Raw genomic sequence first — 23,784 nt, forward strand, 5'->3', positions numbered from 1 at the left:
CCACCCTCCTCCGCATTGCTGATAAACAAAAAAAACCCCCCCCCCCCCCGCCACCCCCCCCCCCCCCCCCCCCCCCGCGCTCTCCCCCCCCCCCCCCCCCCCCCCCCCCCCCCCCCCCCCGGGACCCGTCGTCGTTCAGGCGCTTGGTCAGGCGTCGACCAGCTCGCGCTCGGCGAACGGGAAGACGACGTGCAGCGACGTCCCGTCACCGGGGCGGTCGGAGAGCGCCACCGTCGCGTGGTGGGCGTCGAGGACCCGCTTGGCGACGGCCAGACCCTGGTCCGGGCCGTGCAGAACCGCCGGGTTAGCGATCGCGCCGTAGTACAGGTGGGGGAACAGGTCCGGGCGCATCCCGTCCGGCATGTCCATGTCGTCGAGCCGCACGGTGGGACCGGACTCGATCTCCGTGCCGACCCGGACCCGGCCACCGGTCGGTGTGTACTTGACCGCCGCGAACAGCAGGTGCATGAGGACCTGCTCCAGGCGTACCGGATCCGCGATGATCGGCAGCGACGGGCCGCCGGCCTGGTTGAGGATCCAGATCTGCTTGGTCGCCGCGATCGGCCGGATCGCCTCGACCGCCCGCTGGGTCAGCCGGGTCAGGTCGATCTGGCGCATGTGCAGGCTGTCCGCGCCGCTGCCGACCTCGGCCATCGAGGCCAGGTGGTCCAGCAGGTCGCTGAACCCGCGCACGTGCGCCGCGGTGGCCCGGCCGACGAGGTCGGCCAGCTCGGCGTCGTGGTGGCCGGTGTGGCCGAGATCGGCCAGGTACGACCGCATCAGCCGCAGCGGTGCCCGCAGCTCCCCGCCGACGAGGCCGGCCAGGTCGTCCTTGCGGCGTTCCAGCTCCTGCAGGCGGGCGGTGGTGTTGGCCAGGGCGCTCGCGTACCGGCGCAGCTCGAGCTGCGAGGTGACCTGCCGGGCCAGCGCCCGCAGCGCCTGCACCTGCTCGACGTCGAGCTTGCGGGGCCGGGAGTCCATGACGCACAGGGTGCCGAGGGCAAAGCCGTCGCTGGTGATCAGCGGCGCGCCGGCGTAGAACCGGATTCCCTGGTGCAGGCCGGCCGCGGGATTGCCGGCGAACCGGGGATCGTCGCGCACGTCGGGCACCACGAGCACGTCCTTGCCGAGGATGGCGTGACCGCAGAACGACAGGTCGCGCGGGGTCTCGGTGAGATCGGTGCCGATCTTGGCCTTGAACCACTGGCGATCGATGTCGATGAGGCTGACCAACGACATCGGCACGTCACAGACCGTCGAGGCGAGCTTGACGATGTCGTCGAAGTCGCTCTCGGGGGCGGTGTCGAGCACGTGCAGTTCGTAGAGGGCGGCGAGCCGGTCGGCTTCGTTGCTGGGCAGGGGTGCTGGCATGACTGTCACCTCCTGGAGACACTCCAGGAATACCACCCGAAAGTAGCGATGCGCCCTTTTTGCCAGCTTCTGCTCCCGACGGCCGAACGCCGCTCAGGCCGGACGGTGGCAGACCGCCTCGATGTTGTTGCCGTCCGCGTCGAAGGCGAAGGCTCCGTAGTAGTTCGCGTGGTATTCCGGCCGCAGGCCCGGTGGTCCGTTGTCGACCCCGCCGGAGTGCAGCGCGGCGGCGTGGAAGGCATCGACCGCGGCCCGGTCCGGCGCGGTGAAGGCCACGTGCACCCGGTGCGACGGCTCACGCAGGGCCAGCCAGAAGAACGGCTTGCCGCTGTCGTCGCCGAAACCGACCAGCTCGGGCTCCTGCACCAGGACCTTGACCCCGAGCGGGCGCAGCGCGTTTTCATAGAAGTGCCGACTGTCGTCGATGTGGTGCACCCCGAGGACAACATGGTCGATCATGGTCAGCCCCTCTCCCAGCCCCTTAGACCGTATCTCCGGGGTACGACATTCCTTGATCCCGTGCGCCGAGCGGCAGTCAGTATGCGCCGAGCAGAGCAGCGGCATGACTGACCTGCACGGTGTGGGTGACGCAATCATCACCCTCGATCATGTGCAGCAGGAACCCGGTGGGCTCGGCCAGATACCCGGGCGGCGCGTCGGAGTTGAGCAGCAGCCCGGTCTGGCGCCACAGACTCGGCGCGACGGTGAGCACGCTGCCGGCGAAGGCGGCGGTGATGGGCCGGTGCACGTGCCCGGCCATCACCCGGGCGACGTTGCCGTGCGCGGCGACGACCTCGCGCAACGCGTCACCGTCGAGCAGCCGCATGCCGTCGAGAAACCGGATGCCGACCGGCATGGGCGGATGGTGCAAACCGATCAGAGCCGGCACGTCAGGCCGGCGCCGCAGCATGTCGTCGAGCCAGGAGAGCTGAGCGGCACCGAGCCGCCCGGCCGGCGAACCCTCCACCAGCGAATCCAGCGCGACGAGGGTGAACCCCGGATACTCGACCGCGTAGTACGGCTGGCCGCCGAAAACATCGAGCAGTGGCCCGCGGCAGTCATGGTTGCCGGTCACCAGGTGCAACGGCAGCGGAAAGTCGCCGATGATCTCCTTGAGCGCCACGTACTCGTCGGGCCGGCCGTGATCGGTGAGATCGCCGGTGATGACGACACAGTCGGGCCGCGGGTCGAGTCCCATGACCCGGGCGAGAGCCAGCTGGAGGCCGGTGGCGGGCCCGGCCCCGAGCGCCCCGGTGGTGATGTGCGAGTCGCTCAGCTGAGCGATGAACGTCGTCATGCGCCCATGATCCGGCGCAAATCGCGCCGGGCAACCGATCGGTCGTAACTCCTACAGCGTCAAAAACAGGACGTCCATGACGGCGCCGGTGGACAACGCGAGCGCACCGCACCGCTGCCAGCCCGCGCGGGCATAGACCGCCCGCGCGGCGGCTCCTCCGCGGTCCCACCGAACCACTCGCCGGAGGGCAGGTGCCACCCGTAGGCGACGCCGTCCAGCCGATCGCCGGCGAAGGCGCCGACCAGCGCGAACCCGAGACGTCGGACCTCCTCGGGCAGCCGCACGGCGAAGGCCGCGACGTCGTCAGACCCCTCGCAGTACGGGGCTTCCGCATAGACGGCGGCGTAGAGCTCGACCATCTGCGGAAACAGCCCAGGCAGGCCTACCGCGGCCGACCGGCGGACGTGGAGCCGGGCTGCTCCACCCGGGCGGGGTGGTCACTTCACCTTGCGGGTCGACCTCGCCACGATCGGCTCGTACTCCGGATGCTTCTCCAGCCAGCCGCTCAGGAACGGGCAGATCGGCACGACGGTCCGGCCCTGGGCGCGCGCGTCGTCCATCGCCGCCCGGGCCAGGGCCGAGCCGACGCCCTGGCCCTCGAACTGCGGATCGACCTTGGTGTGGGTGTAGGCGATGATGCTGCCGGTCAGCTGGTAGGTGAGCACACCGGCCAGCGCGCCCGCCTCGTCGTGGGCCTCGAAGCGCTCCCGCTCGGGCACGTCGGTCACCGTGAACGTCATCCCGACATCCAAGCACGGCCCGCACGGGATGCCGCCGGTCCCGGGGGAAGCGGAACGGCGATGACCGTCACCCGTTGCGGGTCGGCCGTGCGTACCACCTGATGACGCCGTTCGGCATTGACCCGCTGTCGCGAGGCCGGGCCAAGTGGAAAAGGTGTAGTTTTCCGCCTGATTGTTGCGACAAGGTCGGTTTCGCCCCATGCTTCCTGGTGTCGGCAAATGCCGGCGGTGACTTCGCCGCCGAGGTTCCGGCCATCTCATTTTCTCTGCGGCGTAACCAATCGCCGGCATGCCTGAAAGGCATCACATGCGGATCCGGAACCGGGCGCTCGCCGCCCTCGCCCTCGTCCCCCTGGGACTTCTGCCGGGGGCGGCGGCGCTCGCCGACGACGTCACGAACACCGTCGATGGCACGGTCGACGCGGTGGCCGAGGCGATGCCCCTGACCACGGGTGGCGCCAAGGGGACCACCAAGCTCTACGTCACGCCCGAGAACGGCGACGGCAAGAACGGGTGCAATCTGGTCTCGGGCAGGACGCTGACGGTTTCGGTGGCACCCAGCGCTCCCGCCGTGGCCACGGTCGACCCGAGCAGCATCACCTTCACAGGCTGCGGCGAGGCGAACGGCCGCGTGCTGACCGTGACGCCGCTGCAGCCGGGCACCACGCAGGTCAGCGTGGCGCAGACGGCGAACACGACGAACGGCTCCTTCTCCCTCGCCCCCGCGACGTTCCGGGTCACTGTCAGCGCGCCGCCCAACCTCGCGCCCACCGTGGCCGTGACCGGTGTCATCGGCGGCAACAGCTACAACAAGGGGTCCGTACCGACGGCCGTCTGCGCGGTGAGTGACACCGAGGACGGCAACAGCACCTTCCCGGCGACACTGAGCGCCGTCACCGGACCGAACGCGCAGGACGGCATCGGCGCGCAGACCGCGAGCTGCTCCTACACCGACGCCGGCGGGCTCGTCGTGGCCGGCTCGGAAACGTACTCGATCATCGATCCGACCGCGCCGGTCATCAGCCGCATGCTGAATCCGGCGACGCCGGACGGCTCCAACGGCTGGTACAAGGACGATGTCTCGCTGAACTGGACCGTCAGTGAGCCGGAGTCCCCGCTCTCGCTGGACAAGACCGGCTGCGTGGACCAGTCCGTCACCACCGATCAGGCGCTGAAGACGTACTCGTGCGCCGCGACCAGCGCCGGCGGCGCGGCCCCGCAGCAGGACGTCGAGATCAAGCGGGACGCCACCGCGCCGACCGAGGTCGCGTTCGTCGGCGGCCCGGCCGACGGCGGCCTGTACTACCCGAACAGCGTGCCCGGCATCGGCACCTGCACGGCGACGGACGCCACTTCCGGTCTGGCCGGTTGCGTGGTGTCCGGGTACGCCAACGGCGTGGGCGAACACACGATGAAGGCCACCGCCACCGACAAGGCAGGCAACTCCGCGACGGCGACCGCCATCTACACGGTCCGCAAGCTGACGCTGAACGGCTTCTTCCAGCCCGTCGACATGGGCGGCGTGGTCAACACCGTGAAGGGCGGATCGACCGTGCCGCTGAAGTTCCGGGTGTACGACCGCGGCACCGAGCTGAAGTCGACGGCCATCGTCACCGGGATCAAGCAGGCGGCCGTACCGTGCAACGCCACGGCCTCGGAGGATGCCATCGAGGAGATCATCAACGCCGGGGCCTCAAGCCTGCGCTACGACACCACGGCCGGCCAGTTCGTACAGAACTGGAAGTCCCCGACGGGCGCCGGCACCTGCTACAAGGTCACGCTGACCACGGTGGACGACTCCTCCGTCACCGCCATCTTCAAGCTGAAGTAGCCCGAGAGCACAATCGACCGACCGCGGCCGCCGGGCAGACCCCCGGCGGCCGCCGTTCGTTTCGGCGTGGAACGTGCACAGCCGGCGTGCAGGGGTTCAAGCTGAGCGACGACGCACACCACCGCGGGAGAGGCCAGCACATGGAATACACCCGGCTCGGCCGCACGGGCCTGCGCGTGAGCCGGATCGGCCTGGGCTGCATGAGCTACGGCGACCCGGGCGCCGGCATGCACCAGTGGACGCTGGACGAGGACGCGGCAGCCGTGTTCTTCCGGCAGGCCGTCGAGCTGGGCGTCACGTTCTGGGACACCGCGAACGTCTACCAGGGCGGCACCTCGGAGGAGTTCGTCGGCCGGGCGATCAGCCGTTTCGCCCGCCGCGAGGACATCGTGCTCGCCACCAAGGTCAGCGGAAAGATGCACGAGGGACCGGGCGGCAGTGGCCTGTCCCGCAAGGCGATCCTGGAACAGGTCGAAGCCTCCCTGCGCCGGCTCGGCACCGACTACATCGACGTCTACTACATCCATCGCTTCGACCCGGAAACACCGGTCGAGGAGACCATGGCGACCCTGCACGGCCTGGTGACCGCGGGAAAGGTCCGCTACCTGGGCGCATCCTCGATGTGGGCGTGGCAGTTCGCCAAGATGCAACACGCGGCCGCCCGGAACGGCTGGACCACATTCGCAGCGATGCAGGACCAGTACAACGTCCTGAAGCGCGAGGAGGAGCGGGACATGATCCCGATGTGCCTCGACGAGGGTGTGGGGCTGACCCCGTACTCGCCGCTGGCGAAGGGCCGGGCGACCCGCCCCTGGGGAGAGCAGACGGCCCGGTCCTCGGCGGACACCGTCGCAACGGCATTCGACCGCGACGTGGACAAGCCGGTGGTGGACGCGATCCAGAAGGTCGCCGAGGCCCGCGCGGTCCCGATGGCCCAGGTGGCGCTGGCCTGGGTCCTCGCCAAGCCGGTCGTCTCATGCCCGATCGTGGGCGCGACAAAGCCGAACCATCTGAAGGACGCCTCGGCCGCGCTGTCTCTCACGCTGACTGAAGAGGACATCGCCGACCTGGAGAAGCCCTACACACCCCAGGACAATTACTGGTGGTGAACCGGCGCAGGGACAACGGGCGCGAGACGTCGCAGACGTGCTGGCCGAGGCGACCACGAAAGCAAACCGCACCAGAACCACCCAGCGCGCCCACGAAAGCAAACCGCAACAGAACCCCAGCGCGCCCACGAAAGCAAAGCGCGACAAGACCGCCCAGCGCGCCCACTAAAGCAAACCGCAACAGAACCGCCCAGCGCGCCCAGTAAAGCAAAGCGCGACAGAACCGCCCAGCGCGCCCACTACAGCGCGGGGCGTCCGGGGGCTCGGCCCCCGGAGCAGAAATAACGAGATCCCCCCGTCCGCGCGTTATGCGGACGGAGGGATCCCAGGATCTCGTGGAGCTGTGGGGATTTGAACCCCAGACCCCCTCGATGCGAACGAGGTGCGCTACCAGACTGCGCCACAGCCCCCCGGTCCCGTAGGACCGCAGCAAGGCTAACAGGTCGGCCCAGCCCGCCGCGAATCACCCTCCCCGGCGCGCCGGGGAGATCATTTCGGGCCTCGGCCGCCCGCCTCGTACGGTCGCCCGCGCAGTCCGCCACCCCTGCGGTACGACACCGAGCCGCCGTTGACCGCGGCCGGCAGGTCCGACGGATCGCGGTCCAGCCCCATCGCCGCCCGCCGTACGGCTTCCTTCTGGGCCGCCAGCCGACGCTGCGCTTCCCTTCGTGCCGCTGCCCTGCGCGCCTGCTCCCGGCGTACCTCTGCCTGTCTTGCGGCCAGCCAGGCCGCTTCCCGGGCCTCGACGCGGCGCCGGTGCCGATCCGCGATCGCGCGGTTGCGCAGGTGCACCAGGTAGATGGCCAGCAGGGTGCCGGTCACCGCGAAGCTGATCCAGAAGCCGGGGCCGACCGCCAGCACGCCGATCAGTTCGATCACGTTGAGCAGCAGCAGCGCTGCGAAGACCCGCCGGCGGCGGACCACTGCCGGGGTCTGGCGGCGGACCGGGGGGCGGCGGACCGGCCGGCGGGCCGGGACCAGGCGGAGTTTGCGGGCCGGGGGCGCCGATACGGGGGCGGCCGACACCGGGGCCGGGTCACCCGTTAGGGTCCGCGACGTAACCAGATACTGGCGTCCGGGGTTTACCGGTCGGCGTCCGGGCACAGTGCGGAGCCGACGGCGGCGCTGCAGCACCCGAGCCGTCGACGACGCCCGCTCCGCCGCGAGGCGCTCGGTGGCGTCGTACCGGCGCACGAGCGCCGGTGCGAGGGCGAGCAACCCGGCGGCGGCGAGGACGGCGAGGAGCACCGAGGTCGGCACCCTCACCCCTCCCGTCAGCCTGCGGTGCCCGGGCCGGTGGCTCCGGGCACACAAAAGTCCTAATCTCCCCGAGGCTACGCACGGGAGTCACGATTTAACGGCACGCCGCGCCGGGGACGTACCGTCGTGATGATCAAATAAGTCGGGACGGGCTACTGGGCGTTGGCTCGCAGCCGCCGCCAGCGGGCCACCAGGCCGCCCTCGGCCGCGACCTCTTCGCTGGTCATCGCGTAGCCGAGGTGGTCGCGCCAGGCACCGTCGATGTGCATGTAGCGCGGGTGGTACGCCTCTTCGCGGAAGCCGAGCTTCTCCACGACGCGCCGGCTGGGGCCGTTCTCGGGGCGGATGTTGATCTCGACCCGGTGCAGGCCGCCGGCGCCGAACGCGTGGTCCACCGCCAGCGCGAGCGCGGTCGGGATGACGCCGCGTCCCGCCACCCGCGAGTCCACCCAGTAGCCCACGTACGCCGAGCCGAACGCCCGCCGCACGATGCTGCCCAGGTTGATGTGCCCGACCAGCCGCTCGATGCCGTCCTCGCGCAGACAGACGGCGAACGGCATGCTGTCGCCGTGCCGGGCAGCCCGCTTCATGTCGCGGTAGACGTACAGGTAGGCGCGGGTGGAGTTCATCTCCGCCCACGGTCCGGGTGGGGACGACTCCCACGGGCTCAGCCACGCCTGGTTGGCGATCCGGACCTCGGACCAGGCCCGCGCGTCACTGCGGCGGTACGGCCTGAGCAGCACGGATCCCTCCGCCAGGACGGCAGGCCATCCGGGCGTGGACCCCAGCATCATCGCCTCCGGTCGAGCAGCAACACGTCGACGGTCGACCCGGCTGCCGCCGCGGTGACCCGCTCCCCGAGCACCAGCAGACCGTTGGCCTCGGCGAGGCCGGACAGAGTGTACGGCCCTCCGGCGAGCGGCTGCACAGTGTAGCCACCGCCGCGCCGTTCCGCGACGTGTGCCGGTCGGAACTCGCGCAGCCCGCCGGGTGACGACACGGTCTCCAGCAGGTGCGCCTTGACGCTGGGGCGGAAAACCGGTTCGGAGCCGGCCAGCAGCTGGATGACCGGCCGGGCCAGCACCTCGAAGCCGATCAGGGCGGCGCCGGGCTCGCCGGGCAGGCAGACCACCGGGACCTCTTCGCCGCCGACCGTGCCGAAGCCGAGGGTGGCGCCCGGGCACAGGGCGACGTCGGTGAACTCGACCGTGCCCCGGCCGTGGTCGCGGCGGGACAGCACCCGGCGCAGCATGTCGCCCGGGCCGGTGCCCGTGCCCCCGGTGGTGATGATCAGATCGGCCCGCAGCGTCTGATCCTCCAGCAGGCCGCGCAGGCCCTCGGGGTCGTCGTCGCAGATGCCGATCCGGTACGCGAGCGCGCCGGCCTCGACAGCGGCCGCGGTCAGCGCGTGCGAGTTGGCGTCCACCACCTGGCCGGGCTGACTGGGCCGGCCCACGTCGACGAGTTCGTCGCCGGTGGCCACCACGACCACCCGAGGGCTCGGCCGGACGACGACGTGCCCGATCCCGGACGCCGCGAAGACCGCCACCATCGCCGGGGTCACGTACGAGCCCGCGGACGCCAGCACCCGGCCGACGGGCAGCTCGTCACCCGCCCGCCGGACGCCGGATCCACGCTTCGGGGCGTGCAGGATCTCCACAGCCGCCATGCCCTGGTCGGTCCAGTGCACCGGCACGACCACGTCGGCCCCGATCGGCAGCGGCGCACCGGCCGCCACCGAGAAACACGTGCCGGGGGTCAGCCGGACCGGCCGCCAGCTGGCCGCACCCAGGTCACCGACGACGTTGAGGCGGACCGGACGGGGACCGCCCTCGAACGCCCCGAACGACGGGTGCGATCCGATCCGCCCCGCGGCCGCGAGGTCCTCCCAGCGGGCCGCATACCCGTCGATGGCCGCCTGGTCGAAGGCCGGGTACGGGTGCGGGGCCAGCACGTCGTTGGCCAGCACGTTGCCGTGGGCCTGGGTGAGGTCGAGGTCGAGCGGAGGCAGCGCCCGCAACCTGCGCAGCACGCTGCCCAGGTATTCGGCGAGAGGCATCAGCTCGTTGGCGGCCGCCTCGGCATCGGCCGTAGCGGTCATCCCTTGGCACCGCCGGCGACGAACTCGCCCAGCCAGGCGCGGAACTCTTCGCCGAGGTCCGCCCGCTTGGCCGCGATCTCGACGACGGCCTGCAGGTAGCCCAGCGGCATCCCGGTGTCGTAACGGTGGCCGCGGTAGACGATGCCGTGCACCGGCGTACCGGAATCAAGCAGTGCCGCCATCGCGTCGGTGAGCTGGATCTCGCCGCCGCTGCCGGGCTTGGTGTTGTCGATCGCGTCGAAGATCGTGGCCGGCAGGATGTAACGGCCCAGCACAGCCAGGTTGCTCGGGGCGTCCGCCGGGGCCGGCTTCTCGACCAGGCCGGTCACCTCGACGACGTCCTCGCCCAGGTCGGACGGGCGCACCGAGGCGATGCCGTAGCGCGACGTCTCCTCGGGCTTGACCTCCATGAAGGCCAGGACGATGCCGCCGGTGCGGGCCTGCAGGTCGAGCATCGACGGCAGCAGCGGCTCGTCCTCCTCGACGAACTCGTCGCCGAGCAGCACCGCGAACGCGTTGTCGCCGATGTGCGAGGCGGCGACGCCGACCGCGTGGCCCAGTCCGAGCGGCTCACCCTGCCGGCAGGTGTAGATGTCGGCGAGCTCACTGGTGCGGCGGACCGCGGCCAGCCGCTCGAGGTCGCCCTTCTCCTCCAGCCGGGCCTCCACGTCGGGGCGCCGGTCGAAGTGGTCGACCATGGAGGTCTTGCCCCGGCCGGTCACCAGCAGCACGTCGGTGATCCCGGCCGCGGCGGCTTCCTCCACGATGTACTGCAGGACCGGGCGGTCCACGACGGGCAGGAGTTCCTTGGGTACGGCCTTGGTGGCCGGCAGGAAACGCGTCGCGAGTCCGGCCGCCGGAATGACAGCCTTCACCGCCCGACGGCCGCTCGCATGGGCCTCTGTCGTCATCTGAGGGGTCACCGCACCTTCGCTCAGTTCATGCCCGGACATGCCGCGAGACTATCGGCCACGGGCCTGTCGCGGCGGTTGTGGCCCGCCGGGCGTGCCCGGCGGCACGGCATCTGGACCCGCCGCCTGATCGAAATGCCCCTCCGGTACACCAGCCGAAACCACGGGATCCGTCACAGTTGCCGCGGGCAACGGCGCGGACTCGGCCAGCCGGTAGGTGTCTCTCCCCGCATTCTTCGCGGCGTAGAGCGCGTCGTCAGCCGCATCGAGAACCTGCTGCGCGGTCGTACCGTGCTCGGGGTAGACGGCGATGCCGATCGAGACGCTGATCGCGACCCGGTCGACGGGCTGCCCGGTGGCCGCGTCCTGCCGGCGGGGATCGATCGGCACCGGGATCTCCCGGACCGCGGCGCCGAGCCGCTCGGCCACGATCACCCCGCCGTACGCGTCGGTCTCGGGCAGCAGCACCACGAACTCCTCGCCACCCTGCCGGAACGCGACGTCGACCTCGCGCAGCCCGATCCGGATCCGCCGGGCGAACTCCCCCAGCACCGTGTCCCCCGCGGCGTGCCCGTACTTGTCGTTGACGTCCTTGAAATGGTCCAGGTCGAGCACGAGCACGGTCAGCATCCGGCCGAAGCGGCTGGCCCGTTCCACCTCGCGGCGCAGCGACTCGCGCAGGTAGCGGTAGTTCCAGAGCCCGGTCAGCGGATCGGTCAGCGAGAGCCGCTGCGCCTCCTCATGCATCCGGACGTTGTGCACCGCCACCCCGGCCTGCCCGGCGAAGGTCCGCAGGGTGCGCAGGTCGGCGTCGTCGAAACCGTCGCTGCCGAGCCGGTCGTAGAGGGCCAGCACACCCAGCGTCGCCGGCCGCCCGGAGATCAACGTGTCGCCGGGCACGAGCGGGTCGCCGACGGTGGCCGGGGCGCAGATCGGCACGGCCACGTACGTCCGGCAGGCCGGCTCGTCGAGCGTGCCCCCGTCCGGCGCGCACTTGCCGCGCCGCGGCTCGCCGCTGGCCGCCACGGCACCGAGGATGCCCGCGCCCAGCGGCACCCGCAGCGCGGGCAGCTCGGCCTCCGGCACGTCCCAGCGACCGGTCAGCCCCTCGGCGCAGCGGGCCACCAGCCGGCCGTCGCCCGGGTCGATGAGCAGCACGACGCCGGCCCGGGCCCCGGTGGCCGACAGCGCGGTCTGCAGGATGACCTGCAGGATCCGGTGCAGGTCGTGGGTGCTGGACAGGGTGTCGCCGAGGATGGCGAGATGGCCGCGGAGCTGGTCGCGGCTGGCGGTCAGCGCCTGCACGTACGCCTGGAGCTCGCGGGTCATCCGGTTGAAGGTGCCGGCGAGCCGGCCCAGCTCGTCGTCGCGGCCGACCGGCACCCGGGTGCCGAGCTCGCCGTCGGCCACCTTCGCGACGGCCCGGACCAGCTCCTCCAGCGGCCGGGTGGTGGAGCGGGCCAGCCGGCGAGCGACGATCATCGCCACCCCGGCGACCAGGACGACACCGGCCAGGAGCAGCGCGTACAGGCCGACGGAGCTGTTCTGGCGCACGGACACCACCAGCGGCAGCGGCTGGCCCGGCTCGACGGGGACCGCGCGCAGATAATGGTGGCCGCGCGCGGTGACATCACCGGGCAGCGCGGCGGCCACGGCCCGGCTCACGGCAGCCGATTCGGAGCTCAGGGCGGGACCGGCGCCGGGACTGTCGCCGGCCAGCAGCGTCACCTCGGCGCCGCAGGACGCGGCCAGCCGGGCCACGAACCCGGCGTCCAGCGCCTGCGCGGCCGCCACGGTGACCTGCCCCTGCCGGGCCCGCGCGACGATGGCGGTCACGCTGCCGCCGGTGGCGGGAGCCTGACAGTCACGCTGATCGCCGGGATCGCTCGCCCCGATCCGGATCTCGGAGGCCAGCCCGCGCGTGACGAGCTGGTCCGCGGCGGGTCGCCGGTCCGCCTCCGGCAGCACGGCGACGGCGTCAGCGGCCGCCTGCAGCTGCCGGCACATCGCGCCGATGGCGGTACGCACCGTCGTCGCGGCATGATCGAGTCGCTCGACCGTCCGGTCCCGGCTCACTGTGGCGACGGTCATACCGACGAAGAAGGACCCGAGCAGAACCGGACCGAGCACGACCGCCAGAAAGGCAGTAGTGAGTCGGCCACGCAGAGTCACACGTCCTCCTGGAAGTGGCCTTCTTTGGAGCGATGCTGACATAGTGTGCGCCGTTTGCCGGTTTCTGAAGGGGGTGTTGCATGCCGGATTTCGCCGGTGGAGCGGAAAAACCTCGTCTCGGGAAGATTGCGCTACGCGATCAGCTGCTCGCAGCGCGTAGATCACTCTCCCCGCAAACCCGCGCGAAGGCCGCGGCCGCGATCCAAGCCGTCCTGAGAGATCTCGTACGCGCACAGTCCCCCACGATGATCGCGGGGTATGTCCCACTGGCCCCGGAGCCTGGCGGCCCCGACCTGCCCGAGGTCCTGGGCGACCGGCTCATCCTGCCGGTGCTGCTGCCGGACAACGACCTCGACTGGGTCCGCTACGAGGGGCCGGACACCCTGCGGCCAGGCCCGCGAGGCCTGCGGGAGCCGATCGGACCCCGCCTCGGCGTCGACGCGATCGCTCAGGCCACCCTGCTGATCGTGCCCGCGCTGGCCGTCGACCGCGGCGGCATGCGCCTGGGCCGGGGCGGCGGCTCCTACGACCGCGCTCTCGCCCGCGCCGGACGGGCGTACACGGTGGCGCTCCTGCACGACGGTGAGCTGCTGCCCGAGGTACCGGCCGAGCCGCACGACCGCCGCGTGCACGCCGCCATCACACCGGCCGAGGGTCTCAGCGACACCGCCGACTGGACGAAATAAACTCCGATGACGGAGCATTGGCACTCCTAGACGGCGAGTGCCAAGCCATTGAGCAACACGGAGGACCAGTGCCCACGTACCAGTACGCCTGCACCGAGTGTGGTGAACAGCTCGAGGCGGTGCAGTCCTTCTCCGACCCGGCCCTCACCGAGTGCCCGAACTGCAGCGGCAAGCTCCGCAAGGTCTTCAACTCGGTGGGCATCGTCTTCAAGGGCTCCGGCTTCTACCGCAACGACTCCCGCGCCGGGAACGTGAGCGCCGAGAAGTCCGCCGCGCCCGCCGCCGAGAGCAAGTCGGACTCGTCGTCCTCGACCCCGGCCGCTACGCCGGCCGCCGCGAGCTCCGGTTCCTCCGGGTCCAGCTCGTCCGGCTCGGGGTCTTCCGGTAACGGCTCGTCGGGCTCCAGCCCGGCCAAGACGGCGACGTCCTCCTCCTAGCACGACCGGCTCAGAGCTGGGCGGCTGTCCACATCCCGGGGTTGTCCACAGGGCGGCCTCGGGATCTGCTGTGTGCCGCCTATCGTCCTGATCCCTGGCGCCGGTATCGACGGTGCCTTTGGGAAGGTCAGGAGGCGGCTATGCGCGGCAGGGCCCGCCGGGAGCCCCGGCTGGATCCGGTTCGCTGGCGCCGGCCCGGGCGGGCGACCTTGCTGCGGTCGGCGGTCGTCGCGGTTCTGATCGGTACGGCGACGGTCGTGATGTGGGCTCGGCCCGGCGCCTGCGAGCCCGGCCGAGCCGGGTGCGATGCCTGCGCGGGGTCTACGCCCGAGCCGGGCGCGCGCGGGCTGGGCAGGACAGACCACCCGGAGTTGGCTTCCTTTGCCGCAGTCTCAGCCGTGCGCCCTGCCGAGGTCCACGAGCCGGTCCTGGCGGATGAGCCGACGCCGGATCCGGCCGCTGCTGCCGAGTGTCGCGTTGCCGAGACCGCGACGGCACGTGGCCCAGCCGGCCTTCCGCCGCCGGCCGCCGGAGCCCCCAACCGGTCCGACGTGCCGCTGGGTGCCATCGCTGTGCCGCCGGGCTCGATCGGTGTGCCGATCCGCTTGGCCGAGCCCACCGCTTTGCGGCTCATCCACCCCGGCGACCACGTCGACGTCTTCCGGCTGTCCAGCACCGGCGAGAGCCCGCAAGCCATCGCCACGGCGGCCCTGGTGCTCGAAGTCACCGGAGCCGAGGATCCCACCAGCGGCGGCCTGCTCCTCGCACTGACGCCCACCGACGCCCGGCGAGCCGTGACCACGCCCGGCGGTGGCTATGCCGTCCTGATCCGCCCGGACGGGTAGCTCAGCCCCAGTGCGGCGGGCGGTCCTCGAGCAGGCGGTCGTCGTTCGAATCGTCCCCGCCGAAACCCCAGCCGCGCTCGGTGTCGTCGCGGGTCTGCTCGGGCAGCAGCGGCGTCTCCTCGGGCTCGAAGTCGACGGTGCGCTCGGCGTCGGCATCGCGTTCAGGCTCGTCCAAGATGTCCACGCTACGAGGGTAAGCCGCGTCGCGTGCGCTGTCGGTACCCGAGGGATGTAGCGTCGATGAACGTGAGCGCCCCGACCGGATCCGACGACGACGCGTACTGGCAGCGCCCGGATGCCGAGCCGGAGCCCTTCGGCGCCGGCCGCCCGGCCCCGGCGCCCGATCCCGCCCCCACCTACCAAGGCCCGCCCCGCACACCACCACCGTCGCCGCACTGGCAGCCCCCGGTGGTGCGACAGCCCCCGCCGCCACGCACGATGCCGCCGCAGGACATGGACGCGCTCGACGAATCCGAGGGCTCGGCCCGCACGGTGACCTACGGCATCGGCCTGGTCGTGGGCGCGATCGCCCTCATCCTGATGTGCCTGCTCTGCGCCCGTGTCCTCTTCTGACCCGAAGACCGGCTCAGCCGACTCAGTCCTACGCCGGTCAGCTCCGGCAGAAGGGCGGCCGGGGAAGAACAGGCCGGGGAGAACGGCCGGGGCAAGAGCGGCCGGGCGCGAGACCGCCCGGCTCGAACACGGCCGAGCCCCAGACAGGCCGGGCCGAGAAGGGTCCGGCCGAAGATCCGCTAGACCGGAACGGCCTGGCCGAAGCGCGAGCCGGGCCGAGGACGGGGCCAAGCCGAAGCGCGAGCACCGCTCCGGCCACCACCCCACATGGCGGCCGGAGCGGCGGATCGTCAGGACCCCGAGCCCCACACTGCCTGGGCCCCGGAGTCTCCGGTCCTGAACACGTAATAGCCGGAAACCGCCGCGAGCGCCACCATGATCACCGTGAGTCCCAGGTCCGCTGCGCGAGGTAGCGGGCGTTCGGTCCGGCGCAGGGTCAGGAAGACCAGGATCAGGGTGACGACGCCGAGGCCCAGCGAGAAGTAGAACGTCAGCTCGCCGTACCCCATGTGGTCGTCGATCGCTGCCAGCGGCGGGCCGCTCATGCCGTCCGCCACCAGCCGGCCGCGGAGCGCTTCGCCAGACTCGGTGGCCACCCAGGCCGTCAGCGGCGCGGCGACCGCCAGCAGCACCGCCGCCCAGCCGACCCGTGACCGCCAGCGGGGCACCACCCCGTACACGATGGCCGTCAGCGCCAGCAACGGTACGAAGACCACCGCCGCGTGGATCACGAGAGCGTGTACGGGCAGGCCGTTGATCTGATCGAACACGGTCACCTCCTTCTGTCGCACGGGATCCGGTCCGCCAGACCAGAACTCTCTGACGACGCAAACATCCCCCCTGTGTGCGCCTACGCGCAGTGGACCATTCCGGTTCACCGTCGCGCGCCCCGGTGTCCAGAAAACATGAATCGGTGCCTGACCCGGCAGATGAACCGGTTGAGTACGCACGCGTCCCGTGCTGTCATGGTGTGATGACGACCGGTGAGCAATTGCTGCGGGCTACCGGGCTGCGGGTCACGCGGCCGCGGGTGGCGGTGCTCGATGTGCTGACCCAGGGCGGTCACCTGGAGGTCGAGGAGATCACCCGGCAGGTGCGGGACCGGCTCGACTCGGTGTCCACGCAGGCCGTCTACGACGTTCTCGGCGCTCTGTCGCGGGCCGGGCTGGCCCGGCGGATCGAGCCGGCGGGCAGTCCCGCGCGGTTCGAGGCGCGGGTCGGCGACAACCATCATCACGTCGTCTGCCGCCAATGCGGGAAGATCGAGGACGTGGACTGCGCCATCGGTGAGCGGCCCTGCCTGGACCCGAACGTCAGCCACGGCTTCGATGTCGACGAGGCCGAGGTCACCTTCTGGGGCCTGTGCCCAGCCTGCCGGCCAGAATATGGCACCGAAGCTTCTGTCTGAACCTGTTCAACTTCGGCTTCCGCGTGGCACGCTGGAGGCATGGACAGCAGCCCGGACATCGGACTCTTCGGCCCGGATTCGGTCACGTGGAAAGTGCACAACGAACCGATCGTGACGATGGGCGGCCTCCGCTCCCTCTACCTGCAGGCGCTGCACCCGCGCGCGGTCGCGGCCGTCGCGCAGAATTCCGGCTACAAGTCCGACCCGTGGGGCCGTTTCAACCGCACCTCCGAGTACGTCGGCACCGTGCTCTACGGCAGCACCGACGAGGTGGAACGGGTCGCGAGCCGGATCCGGCGCATGCACTCCCGGATGACCGCGACCGACCCGCGCACCGGTGAACGCTTCCGCATCGACGAGCCGGAGCTGCTGCGCTGGGTGCACGTCGCCGAGGTGGAGTCGTTCCTGTCCACCGCGCGCCGCGCCGGCCTGAAGCTGACCGACGACGAGGTCGACACCTACTACACCGAGCAGCTCAAGGCCGCCGAGCTGGTCGGCCTGGACCCGGCGATCGTCCCGAGCACGGCGGCCGAGGTGGCCGCCTACTACGAGGAGATGCGCCCGCAGCTGGGCATCACCCGCGAGGCCGCCGAGACCGCGCTCTTCCTCACCGTGCCGCCGCTGCCCGATTTCTGGGGCAACCGCGCGCTGCGGCTGGGCCTGAACTTCGGGCCGGCCCGTCTGGCCTACTTCGGCGTCGCGGGCACGGCAGTCGCTCTACTGCCGGCCTGGGCCCGCAAGATGTACGGCGGCCTGGGCCTGCCCACCACGGACCTGTCCGCCGACCTCTCGGTGCGCGGCCTGCGTCTGCTGCTCTCCGCTCTCCTGGCCACCGTCCCGGAGCAGTACAAGATGGCTCCGCAACGCCGCGCCGCACTGGAACGGGTCGGCCTAGCCTGACGCCCGTTCGAGGTGCTCGACCGCGGCCCACGGCTCCTTGGCCGCGACCTCCTGCCCCGCCGGGCACGTACGCCGGAAGTCGCACCACCCGCAGAGGCTGCCCGGATTGGTGGGGAACTCGGCGTCCGGATCCGCCCCGGCCGCCACCGCCTTCTCCGCCGCGATGATGTCGCGGGCGGTGTCCTCGGCCCGCGCCACCTGCCGGGCCAGGGACTCCTCGGTGTGCTCGTGCGCCGCGACCGTGCCAGTGGGCAGGTGGTGCAGCTCGACCCGGTGGCACGGCCGGCGGAACACCCGCTGCGCCGCATACGCATAGAGCGCGAGGGCCTGTGAGCCGCGGGCGTCGTCGGCGTCCAGCCCGGACCGGCCGGTCTTGTAGTCGACGATGACCGCCTCCGGCCCCTGCTCACCCTGCCGGGCGTCGATGCGGTCGGCCCGGCCGTTGAAGGCCAGCACCGCCGTCTTCGTCGCCACCACCCGCTCCACGCCCAGCGGCTCCTCCACCGGATCGAGGCCGGCCACATAGGTGTCGAGCCAGTCGAGGGATCTGCGGTAGGCGATCCGCTCCTGCTCGACGTCGCGGTAGCCCTCTCGGACCCAGGTCGCCTTGAGCAGTGTGGGCAGCGACTCGCGGACCCGGCGGTCCGGTGGCACGGCATACCAGTTCTTCAGAGCGGTGTGCACGCTCGCGCCCAGGGAGTTGTGCGCCCAGGGCGGCCCCTTCGGCGGGGACGGGCGGTCGACGTAGGCGTAGCGGTAGCGCCGGGGGCAGTCCGCATACGAGCCGAGCTTGCTCGGCGTGCAGACGAAGAGCCGCTCGGGCATGCCGGCGAAGCCCAACTGCTCGGGCACCGCGGCCGATCGGGGGGAAGTCCTGGGCACCCGGTAATCCTGCCAGCACCCTGTGACAAGAGTCAGGCCGCGGCGGTGTACAACTCCACGAAGGCCGCGACCGCGTCCGCGATGAGCTGCACCGCGATGGCCGCCAGGAGCAGACCGGCGATGCGGGTGAGCACCTCGATGCCGCCGGGGCGCAGCAGCTTGACGATGCCGCCGGAGAAGCGCAGCACCAGCCAGACCGTCATCATGACCGCGAGGATGCCGAGGCCGATCACCGTGTAGTCGTTCAGCCCGTCCGCGCGCTGCACGAACAGCATGGTGGCGACGATCGCGCCCGGGCCGGCCAGCAGCGGTGTGCCCAGTGGCACCAGGGCCACATTGGTCGTGCCGCCCTGCTCGGAGGGCTCGTCGGTCTTGCCGGTCAGCAGCTGCAGCGCCACCAGGACCAGCAGCAGCCCGCCCGCGCCCTGCAACGCGGGCAGCTGGACGTGCAGGTAGTCGAGCAGCGTCTGGCCGGCCACCGCGAAGATCACGATCACGCCCAGCGCCAGCAGCACCGCCTGGGTGCCGGCGCGCGTGCGCTCCCTGGCGGGCAGCGTGCCGGTCAGGGCCAGGAACACCGGCACCATGCCCGGCGGGTCGACGATCACCAGGAGGGTCACGAAGACCTCGCCGAACAACTTCAGATTCACGGGATCAACCTAGGCGCCCGCGCGGAACGATGCCCTGAACTGCGGCGACCGTCACCCCAGCACAGGAACGCCGCTGGCAGCCGCGACGATCTGCTCGTACGCGGAGGGGTCGGTGGTGAATGCACCCAGCCGGACCGTCTTGTGCGTGCCGTGGAAATCCGACGAGCCGGTCACGATCAGGCCGAGCTTCTCGGCCAGCGCGCGCACGTGCGCGCGCTGCGCGACCGTGTGGTCCTCATGGTCGGCCTCCAGGCCGAACAGACCCGCGGCGGCCAGCTCCACGATCAGCTTGTCCGGCACGATGCGGCCGCGCACGGTCGCGTTCGGATGGGCGAAGACCGGCACCCCGCCGGCGGCCCGGACGGTCCGCACGGCCTCGAAAACGTCAAGATCTGCTTTGGGTACGAAGTAGCGTGCGCCCAGCCACCGGGAGGCGAAGGCCTCGCTCGTGGTGCGGACCAGCCCGGCCCGGATCAGCGCCTGGGCGATGTGCGGGCGCCCGACCGATCCGCCCGCCGCGTAACCGCTGACCTCGGGCCAGCTGATGTCCACCCCGTCCGCGCGGAGCAACCCGACGATCTTCTCCGCGCGCTGCTCACGGTCGTTGCGCAGGCGGATCAGGTCGGCGGCCAGGGCCGGATCCCGCGGGTCGAACAGGTACGCCAGCAGGTGCAGCGGGATGGCCGGCTCCACGCCGTACCACCGGCAGGAGAGCTCGGCGCCGCGGACCAGAGCCAGACCCGGCGGGCGCGCCGCCTCGGCCGCCGCCCAGCCGCCGGTGGTGTCGTGATCCGTGATGGCCATCACGTCCAGACCGGCCTCTGCACCCGCGGCCACCAGCTCGGCCGGGGTCAGCGTGCCGTCGCTGGCGGTCGAATGGCAGTGCAGGTCGATGCTGGGCAGGTCGATTCTGGTCACCCGGAGACGCTACCGGGTGGCCGCCGCGGAGCACTGAGGAGCGTCAGGCGTCGTCGCCCGCGTCACCGTCCTTGCCCAACCGGGCCTCGACCGCCTGCGGCTCGTACATCTCCTCGACGACGCGCAGGTACAGCTCGTTGGGGTTGGGCAGGTGCTTGACCTCGCGCAGCGCCTGGTCCTGGCCGGCCGACTCCAGCACGAACGTGCCGTAGCTGAGCATGCGGCCCAGGGCGGACTGCTCGTACTTCATGTCGGTGACCCGCAGCAGCGGCATCATGGCGACCTTGCGGGTGATGATGCCGTTGACCACCATGACCCGCTTGTTGGTCAGGATGAACCGGTCGAAATACCAGTCGCCGACCTTCCAGGCGACCCAGCCCATGACACCGAGCCAGATCAGCACGGCCGCGGTGACCAGGCCGTCGATCTCCTGGCGGGTCAGGAAGCCGGCGAGGTAGCCGAGCAGCAGGGTCGAGCCGATGCCGACCAGCAGCGGAGTGGACAGATGGATCCAGTGCCGCTTCCACTCGCCGCGGTAGCGCTCGGTCGGGAAGAGGTAGCGGGAGACCAGGGTGGTCGGCTCGTCCTCCAGCGGCAGCACCCGCCGGGGTCCACCCGGGACGCCGGAGCCGTCCCCGCCGAGGCCCTGGAGCTCTTCCTCGGTGAAGACGGGGGCGTCGTATTCACCCGGGTCGCGGTATTTCTCGTCGCGCGGATCGCTCCCGTAGCCCGCGCTCGGCGAATAGCCGGCGTCGGGTGAGTAGCCGGGACCGGCTGATGCCACGCCCCGGCGGTACTCGGGACCGTCGTCGCGAAACGCCGGATCGTTGTAGCCGAAGGTGTCGTCGTCGTCCCGAGGGCGGCGCGCACCCTCGTCTTCAGGTTGCCGCGGCTCGCCAGGACCCATCAGGTGATGTTAAGCGACGAGGTTGGTGAAGAACGTTCCGAAACCACGGGCGATGTCCCCGATGGTGTCGCCCAGGGACTCGAACACCGCGGCGGCCGAGTTCGGGTTGAAGGCGATGAAGAAGATCAAGAATGCGATGCCAAGCCAGGTGAGAACCTTCTTGATCATGGCGGGCCTTCTCCTCCGTTGCGGGTGACGGTCATCGCCGCGGCAACACTCACGGTATCAGTTCAACTGCGCTCTGTGAACATTGTGCCCGAAAAGCCGATGGCGTTCCCGCAGGTCAGGCCTTCGAGTTCAGGCCTTGCCGTGCAGGTACGGGCTCGGCGCTCCGTACACGAGCTCGGGCGGCACCCCGTCGGACAGGTCGTGCAGGACGACATGCTCGGCCAGGAAGTAGCCCGCGCTTGCCGGCCACGCTACCGCATAGAGCCACATTCCTTTGGCTTCACTCACATAGGCGCTGCGATCTTCCGGAGACTTCACGCACCACAGTGGAGTCGGGTGCCCGCCGACCCTGATCTTGGCGTGCGGGCCGGCGTGTCCACCCGGGTCGCACTCGCCCAGGGCCTGGGTGATCAGGTGGCCGGGATCGATGCCGGGGATACCGGCGAAGCGGGTCCCCAACCCCACGCCCGGCTGCTCGGCGATCAGCACGAGGTCGGCCGGGCCACCGCCCAACGGGTCCGGGCCGCTGCAGGACAGGGCCGTCGCGCGTACGCCGGAACGCTCGTCACCCGCCCAGCCGACACCGGTGACCATCCACCCGGGCGGCAACGGCCACGGGCACCACAGCGGCATGTGATCGACAGTGGGGGCCACCCGCCGCCGCACGCTGTCGAGGATCTCCGGGCCGATGTGCTGCGCCACGTGGAACGGAGCGACGTCGCCACAGTTGTCGCAGCGCCAATCACTGTGCATCAGGTCCGGCGGCCGGACCTGCGCAGCACAACGGGGGCAACTCACTGTGACACCCACCCTCTTAAGGTGGGGCCCGGCCGGGTCGCCGTCAAGCGAATCGGCAGAACCGGGTGAAGCCGTTCGCCCGGCCGGGCCGCCCGCGATGATCACCCGGGCGGAGGACCCGCGTGGGCGCGTACCCAGGAATGCATGGCGATGCCGCTCGCCACGCCCGCGTTGATCGAGCGTGTGGAGCCGTACTGGGCGATCGAGAAGAGTGCGCTGCACGCGGCGCGGGCGGCAGCGGAGAGCCCGGGACCCTCCTGGCCGAAGATCAGCACGCACTCCCGCGGCAGGGTGACCGTCTCCATCGGGCGCGAGCCCGGCAGGTTGTCGATGCCGATGATCGGCAGCCCCGCGGCCGCCGCCCAGGCGGCGAACTCCTCGATCGTCGGATGGTGCCGCACGTGCTGATAGCGATCCGTGACCATGGCGCCCCGCCTGTTCCACCGCCGCAGGCCGACGATGTGGACCTCGGCGGCGAGGAAGGCGTTGGCGTTGCGCACCACCGTGCCGATGTTGAAATCGTGCTGCCAGTTCTCGATGGCCACGTGGAAGCCGTGCCGGTGCTGATCGAGGTCGGCGACGATGGCCTCGCGGCGCCAGTAGCGGTACCGGTCGACGACATTGCGCCGATCGCCCTGCGCGAGCAGCTCAGGGTCGTAATGATGGTCCGTGGGCCAGGGACCGGGCCAGGGGCCGACGCCGACCTCGAGCTCCGGCTCGGCCTCCGCCTCGGGACCGGCCGGGCTGAGCGGCGCGGTCGCGCCGAGCGGTGGCGCCGCGCCGATCGGCGTGGCCGGACCGAGCTGGGCCGCCGGGCTCAGGGGTGCCGCCGGACCAGACGAGGCCGCCGGGCTCAGGAGTGCGGCCGGGCTCACAGGATCTTCGGCGGTCATGGTCGAGCAGGCTATCCAGGGGCTCGCGGGCCACACCCGGGGGGAGACGCAATGAGCGGCGGGGCCCTCCCCGGCACCCGCCGCCCACGCTCTGTTGAGACAGAGTTTGCCTTACCCTCCGTATCGATGTGAAGGGTTCCCGACAGTGACCCAAGTCACATTTAACTTTGTTACCTATTACCTTCGGTGGTTACCTCATCGTTATCAAACTGCGATAGGTGGTCACCGGACCGGGTATCGAGGCAGCTTGATGCGCAAACTGGACGACACCGGGTTGTTCACAACTGAGAGCGCTCTCCCTACTTTGGGTTACGCTGAGTCGCTCAAGGTCCACGCCGCGACCGCAAAAGGTGCCTCAGACCACGTGTCACTGGCGCCGACGGCGGGAATCAGTGGGGACGTGAGCAGGTTGGACCGCACGTAGGCCAATTTCCCGTGGCCTTTTTCCCGTGGACGGAGAGATCATGGCGACCGTTGCGCTGACCACAGAGAATTTCGACGAGGTGACCGGCAAGGACGGCATCGTCCTGGTCGACTTCTGGGCCAGCTGGTGCGGGCCCTGCGTCCGCTTCGCGCCGACGTACGAGCGTTCCTCGGAGAAGCACACCGAGATCACCTTCGGCAAGGTCGACACCGAGGCCCAGCAGGAGCTGGCCGCGAAGTTCGACATCCGCTCGATCCCGACGATCATGGCAGTGCGCGACGGCGTCATCGTCTTCTCGCAGCCCGGCGCCCTCCCCGAGTCCGCGCTGGAGAGCCTGATCGAGCAGGTCGAGAAGCTTGACATGGACGACGTGCGCAAGCAGCTGGCCGCGCACAACCACTGACCCGCGAGGTCACCGGCGCGGGGGGGGGGGGGGGGGGGGGGGGGGTTTGGGTTTGGGGGGGCCCCTCTCTCGTTCCGATTTTCCTTTGTGGGGGGAAGGA

The 23,784-nt window shown here is 70.9% G+C and carries 28 protein-coding genes and 1 tRNA gene; 9 read left to right on the plus strand and 20 right to left on the minus strand.

Annotated elements, in window-relative coordinates:
• Window positions 1-147: 147 nt before the first annotated feature.
• From ACZ6S4_RS23245 to ACZ6S4_RS23265, 5 genes are all read right to left on the minus strand, one after another.
• Window positions 148-1,371 carry a GAF domain-containing sensor histidine kinase gene (locus ACZ6S4_RS23245; RefSeq protein WP_465476933.1) on the minus strand — a complete coding sequence of 408 codons (1,224 nt, stop codon included), beginning with the start codon at window positions 1,369-1,371 and terminating at the stop codon, window positions 148-150.
• Between the two features lie 93 nt (window positions 1,372-1,464).
• On the minus strand, window positions 1,465-1,830 hold the full coding sequence (locus ACZ6S4_RS23250) for a VOC family protein (RefSeq protein WP_360545537.1): 366 nt from the start codon (window positions 1,828-1,830) through the stop codon (window positions 1,465-1,467).
• A 76-nt stretch (window positions 1,831-1,906) separates the two neighbouring features.
• On the minus strand, window positions 1,907-2,668 hold the full coding sequence (locus tag ACZ6S4_RS23255) for a phosphodiesterase (protein ID WP_465476934.1): 762 nt from the start codon (window positions 2,666-2,668) through the stop codon (window positions 1,907-1,909).
• Window positions 2,669-2,727: 59 nt separating this feature from the next.
• Window positions 2,728-3,027, minus strand: coding sequence for a phage tail sheath protein (locus ACZ6S4_RS23260; protein WP_465476935.1), 300 nt, complete (start codon window positions 3,025-3,027; stop codon window positions 2,728-2,730).
• Window positions 3,028-3,105: 78 nt separating this feature from the next.
• The gene (locus tag ACZ6S4_RS23265) at window positions 3,106-3,408 is read right to left on the minus strand and encodes a GNAT family N-acetyltransferase (protein WP_465476936.1); all 303 of its coding nucleotides are present in this window, start codon (window positions 3,406-3,408) and stop codon (window positions 3,106-3,108) included.
• 307 nt (window positions 3,409-3,715) lie between these two features.
• Between ACZ6S4_RS23265 and ACZ6S4_RS23270 the strand changes: the two genes are divergently transcribed.
• Window positions 3,716-5,239, plus strand: coding sequence for a PxKF domain-containing protein (locus tag ACZ6S4_RS23270; RefSeq protein WP_465476937.1), 1,524 nt, complete (start codon window positions 3,716-3,718; stop codon window positions 5,237-5,239).
• A 140-nt stretch (window positions 5,240-5,379) separates the two neighbouring features.
• Window positions 5,380-6,348: an aldo/keto reductase gene (locus ACZ6S4_RS23275; RefSeq protein WP_465476938.1), complete on the plus strand. Its 969-nt coding sequence runs from the start codon at window positions 5,380-5,382 to the stop codon at window positions 6,346-6,348.
• A gap of 336 nt (window positions 6,349-6,684) precedes the next feature.
• Here ACZ6S4_RS23275 and ACZ6S4_RS23280 read toward each other — a convergent pair.
• The 6 genes from ACZ6S4_RS23280 to ACZ6S4_RS23305 form a co-directional block, all read right to left on the minus strand.
• Window positions 6,685-6,758: transfer RNA gene (locus ACZ6S4_RS23280), tRNA-Ala, on the minus strand.
• 79 nt (window positions 6,759-6,837) lie between these two features.
• A complete protein-coding gene (gene sepX / locus ACZ6S4_RS23285; RefSeq protein ID WP_360545547.1) occupies window positions 6,838-7,608 on the minus strand; it encodes a divisome protein SepX/GlpR in 771 nt (256 codons plus the stop codon).
• Between the two features lie 152 nt (window positions 7,609-7,760).
• On the minus strand, window positions 7,761-8,402 hold the full coding sequence (locus ACZ6S4_RS23290) for a GNAT family N-acetyltransferase (protein ID WP_465476939.1): 642 nt from the start codon (window positions 8,400-8,402) through the stop codon (window positions 7,761-7,763).
• The gene (locus tag ACZ6S4_RS23295; protein ID WP_360545551.1) at window positions 8,399-9,709 is read right to left on the minus strand and encodes a molybdopterin molybdotransferase MoeA; all 1,311 of its coding nucleotides are present in this window, start codon (window positions 9,707-9,709) and stop codon (window positions 8,399-8,401) included. The genes ACZ6S4_RS23290 and ACZ6S4_RS23295 overlap by 4 nt, the downstream gene beginning before the upstream one ends.
• Window positions 9,706-10,620, minus strand: coding sequence for a UTP--glucose-1-phosphate uridylyltransferase (locus tag ACZ6S4_RS23300; protein ID WP_360833753.1), 915 nt, complete (start codon window positions 10,618-10,620; stop codon window positions 9,706-9,708). The genes ACZ6S4_RS23295 and ACZ6S4_RS23300 overlap by 4 nt, the downstream gene beginning before the upstream one ends.
• 51 nt (window positions 10,621-10,671) lie before the next feature.
• Entirely contained in the window at window positions 10,672-12,792 is a 2,121-nt protein-coding gene (locus ACZ6S4_RS23305) for a diguanylate cyclase (protein WP_465476940.1), read from the minus strand.
• Between the two features lie 80 nt (window positions 12,793-12,872).
• Between ACZ6S4_RS23305 and ACZ6S4_RS23310 the strand changes: the two genes are divergently transcribed.
• From ACZ6S4_RS23310 to ACZ6S4_RS23320, 3 genes are all read left to right on the plus strand, one after another.
• Window positions 12,873-13,478 (plus strand): 5-formyltetrahydrofolate cyclo-ligase, encoded by a 606-nt coding sequence (locus ACZ6S4_RS23310; protein ID WP_465476941.1) that lies wholly within the window; start codon window positions 12,873-12,875, stop codon window positions 13,476-13,478.
• 68 nt (window positions 13,479-13,546) lie between these two features.
• Window positions 13,547-13,915, plus strand: coding sequence for an FmdB family zinc ribbon protein (locus ACZ6S4_RS23315; RefSeq protein WP_465476942.1), 369 nt, complete (start codon window positions 13,547-13,549; stop codon window positions 13,913-13,915).
• Between the two features lie 551 nt (window positions 13,916-14,466).
• On the plus strand, window positions 14,467-14,760 hold the full coding sequence (locus ACZ6S4_RS23320) for a hypothetical protein (RefSeq protein WP_465476943.1): 294 nt from the start codon (window positions 14,467-14,469) through the stop codon (window positions 14,758-14,760).
• A 1-nt stretch (window position 14,761) separates the two neighbouring features.
• On the opposite strand, the gene ACZ6S4_RS23325 is transcribed toward ACZ6S4_RS23320, so the two are convergent.
• Entirely contained in the window at window positions 14,762-14,944 is a 183-nt protein-coding gene (locus tag ACZ6S4_RS23325) for a hypothetical protein (RefSeq protein WP_360545563.1), read from the minus strand.
• Between the two features lie 56 nt (window positions 14,945-15,000).
• Between ACZ6S4_RS23325 and ACZ6S4_RS23330 the strand changes: the two genes are divergently transcribed.
• Complete coding sequence (locus tag ACZ6S4_RS23330; RefSeq protein ID WP_360545565.1) at window positions 15,001-15,333, plus strand: translation initiation factor 2; 333 nt, start codon at window positions 15,001-15,003, stop codon at window positions 15,331-15,333.
• A gap of 290 nt (window positions 15,334-15,623) precedes the next feature.
• On the opposite strand, the gene ACZ6S4_RS23335 is transcribed toward ACZ6S4_RS23330, so the two are convergent.
• Window positions 15,624-16,103 (minus strand): DUF2231 domain-containing protein, encoded by a 480-nt coding sequence (locus tag ACZ6S4_RS23335; protein WP_465476944.1) that lies wholly within the window; start codon window positions 16,101-16,103, stop codon window positions 15,624-15,626.
• Between the two features lie 203 nt (window positions 16,104-16,306).
• On the opposite strand from ACZ6S4_RS23335, the gene ACZ6S4_RS23340 reads away from it, so the two are divergent.
• Both ACZ6S4_RS23340 and ACZ6S4_RS23345 read left to right on the plus strand, forming a co-directional pair.
• On the plus strand, window positions 16,307-16,741 hold the full coding sequence (locus ACZ6S4_RS23340) for a Fur family transcriptional regulator (RefSeq protein ID WP_465476945.1): 435 nt from the start codon (window positions 16,307-16,309) through the stop codon (window positions 16,739-16,741).
• Between the two features lie 39 nt (window positions 16,742-16,780).
• Window positions 16,781-17,641, plus strand: coding sequence for an oxygenase MpaB family protein (locus ACZ6S4_RS23345; RefSeq protein WP_465476946.1), 861 nt, complete (start codon window positions 16,781-16,783; stop codon window positions 17,639-17,641).
• On the opposite strand, the gene ACZ6S4_RS23350 is transcribed toward ACZ6S4_RS23345, so the two are convergent.
• The 7 genes from ACZ6S4_RS23350 to ACZ6S4_RS23380 form a co-directional block, all read right to left on the minus strand.
• Window positions 17,633-18,466, minus strand: a complete 834-nt coding sequence (locus tag ACZ6S4_RS23350; protein WP_465477175.1) for a RecB family exonuclease — start codon at window positions 18,464-18,466, stop codon at window positions 17,633-17,635. The genes ACZ6S4_RS23345 and ACZ6S4_RS23350 overlap by 9 nt on opposite strands.
• A gap of 89 nt (window positions 18,467-18,555) precedes the next feature.
• Complete coding sequence (locus ACZ6S4_RS23355) at window positions 18,556-19,173, minus strand: MarC family protein (protein ID WP_465476947.1); 618 nt, start codon at window positions 19,171-19,173, stop codon at window positions 18,556-18,558.
• Between the two features lie 51 nt (window positions 19,174-19,224).
• On the minus strand, window positions 19,225-20,091 hold the full coding sequence (locus ACZ6S4_RS23360; protein ID WP_465476948.1) for a PHP domain-containing protein: 867 nt from the start codon (window positions 20,089-20,091) through the stop codon (window positions 19,225-19,227).
• 43 nt (window positions 20,092-20,134) lie between these two features.
• On the minus strand, window positions 20,135-20,998 hold the full coding sequence (locus ACZ6S4_RS23365) for a PH domain-containing protein (RefSeq protein WP_465476949.1): 864 nt from the start codon (window positions 20,996-20,998) through the stop codon (window positions 20,135-20,137).
• Window positions 20,999-21,007: 9 nt separating this feature from the next.
• Entirely contained in the window at window positions 21,008-21,166 is a 159-nt protein-coding gene (locus ACZ6S4_RS23370) for a hypothetical protein (RefSeq protein ID WP_015625668.1), read from the minus strand.
• A 129-nt stretch (window positions 21,167-21,295) separates the two neighbouring features.
• A complete protein-coding gene (locus tag ACZ6S4_RS23375) occupies window positions 21,296-21,976 on the minus strand; it encodes a DUF6758 family protein (RefSeq protein ID WP_465476950.1) in 681 nt (226 codons plus the stop codon).
• Between the two features lie 89 nt (window positions 21,977-22,065).
• Complete coding sequence (locus ACZ6S4_RS23380) at window positions 22,066-22,611, minus strand: TrmH family RNA methyltransferase (RefSeq protein ID WP_465477176.1); 546 nt, start codon at window positions 22,609-22,611, stop codon at window positions 22,066-22,068.
• 710 nt (window positions 22,612-23,321) lie between these two features.
• On the opposite strand from ACZ6S4_RS23380, the gene trxA reads away from it, so the two are divergent.
• Window positions 23,322-23,684, plus strand: coding sequence for a thioredoxin (trxA, locus tag ACZ6S4_RS23385; RefSeq protein WP_212986446.1), 363 nt, complete (start codon window positions 23,322-23,324; stop codon window positions 23,682-23,684).
• Window positions 23,685-23,784 lie beyond the last annotated feature (100 nt).

The organism is Actinoplanes sp. NPDC051405, from assembly GCF_055586185.1.